This is a genomic window from Nostoc sp., from assembly GCF_035638895.1.
Taxonomy (GTDB): Bacteria; Cyanobacteriota; Cyanobacteriia; order Cyanobacteriales; family Nostocaceae; genus Nostoc.
In genome coordinates this window covers 1-2,076 of sequence record NZ_DASQZC010000190.1, presented here as the reverse complement: position 1 = coordinate 2,076, position 2,076 = coordinate 1, and the positions used below count along the sequence as shown (strand labels likewise).

Genomic DNA, 2,076 nt, shown 5'->3' with positions numbered 1-2,076 from the left:
TCACATCTCCAGCATGAGTAGCAGTATGTTTCTTGTTGTCCCAATTAATCAAAGAAGAATCCCATTTGACTCTATGATTCTGACAAAAAGGTCTTACAACACTCCTAGCCAATACCTGCTTGGTCTGGTCATCTAAGATCCAATATGTAAGTGTATCTCCAATGTTGTGTGCAACTCCAACCCATCTTCCTGCTCTTTCCTTTGAAGATGGCCAAACTGATTCATGATCCAAATACAAGATTGGTTGCCAAAATGTAAACTGTAGGAACACTGAAATATCTGGTGTTACTCCTGTCTTGTATTGCATAGGTGTCATCTTGTCTGGAAGGTTGATGTCAGAACAAATGTTATGAACATCAGCAATGTATTGCACTGCCAAGTACCATGCTGTATCTGGGGCTCCTGTTGTATCAAGAAGAACTTGAACTTGATTCTTGAGATACCTGATAGCACTTGTCTCAACTGGGTTCTGTTGTGGATGATAAGGTTCAGTATATTCATCCTTGATCATGTACTCTCTGTTGATATCAATGACTTGTTCACCCTTTTCTTCTTGTGCATTGTCTCTTCTAAGTGCAGATGGTGCTCCATGTGCTCTGATGAAGTCTCTGTACACGTTTGGAAACTCAGCTTTCGATCTGATGCCATACACAAAGATTGTATGTGACTTTATACCAAAGAAAATCTGAGCTGCTGTGTATCCATGTGAAATGCTTTTGCAATTGGCAAATAAGGGATCTGTAGACACTGTTTCATCAATTCTTGTCACATTCATATGTGGATTCCTTGCCTTGATATGCCTTGACATGGGTGTCCTGATGATCATCTTTGCCATTTGAGTAGTCTTCTCTAAGGTAGCTTTCACAACTGATACTGGTCTGTAGCCAAGAAAAGGTCTAATGTACATTGGATCAATTTCTTCATGAATCACTCTATGCCATGATGTAGTAGCAAGAACTTGAGTCTCAATCATAGGTGCACTTGAGATCTCAGATACAACTTTTTCCACAACTTTGAGATCAATGTCTCCAGGTGCAATCTCTTGAGATAAGTGGTTCACTAATGCTGGATAGCCTTGAGCTTCTTCATGAACATCTGTAGGGTCATAGAAGTATCCATCAAAAGGTTCATCTTTGAACTTCCTTGGTGTCCATCTGAGAGGGCTTGTAATGGTAATAACATCAAACTTGTCTTCATCACCATCCTCAACAGGTAGTAGTTCAAATCCCATTAAACCTCCCCTATCCTCAAAATCAATAAAAACTTCAGAGTTTACACAAAAACATTGTGTTCCAGATTTTCCATGAATAGATCTATGCTTTCTAGCCACTGAGTCAATAACAAGGCCATGTTCTCTGATTTGGTACTCTGATAACAAGGTGATAGGACTGCCCTTATTGAGTGGTGCCTCATTAATCTTCAAAAGTACTTCATAGTTCATATTTGAGGATGATCTTGCTTTGATGAGTGCTGTCACAATAGGAACTCTTTCAGACTTGGTATTTGCAGGATCATATCCAATCAAGGATGCATATCTTCCAGTATAAGTCAATACTTTGGCCATATTTCCCAAAACACATGAATCTGCTCCACTGTCTGAAATTGCATAGAACTTGCTCTTCAATTCAGGGATGCTGGTATACTCAAAATGTGCTCTGACTTCAATGTCAGTATCCGGGTTTCCTTCAGGTGGATCAACAGAAACTCTAACCATCATTGCAGATGATACATGACAGAAGTCATCATCAGTATCATATTCATCTTCTGTTGCAAGATTAAAATCTTCCATGGATGAAACTAGATTCAACATAGTCTTCTTGATATCTTCTTTTGGGACCATTGTACAATACTGATTGGGAATTGCTTGATTAGATTTCTTTGCTGCTTCTTCATTCTTCTTCCTGAGGTTGGCTCTGATAGCAATAATCTTGTCCTTGATCATGGGTTCCAACTCATTCCAAATCCTGTCTGGGATACTCATTGACTCTCTGAAAGGTTTATGCTTGAACATTCTGAATGTTGGTACAATACCTCCTTGTTGTGCCATGGTATGAAACAAGAATGTAACTTCCTCTG

The 2,076-nt window shown here is 39.2% G+C and carries 1 protein-coding gene; it reads right to left on the bottom strand.

What is annotated here, in order from left to right; genetic code table 11:
* Window positions 1–2,047: hypothetical protein (locus tag VE944_RS09310; protein WP_324975577.1), on the bottom strand; the 2,047-nt coding region annotated here is incomplete at its 3' end.
* Window positions 2,048–2,076 lie beyond the last annotated feature (29 nt).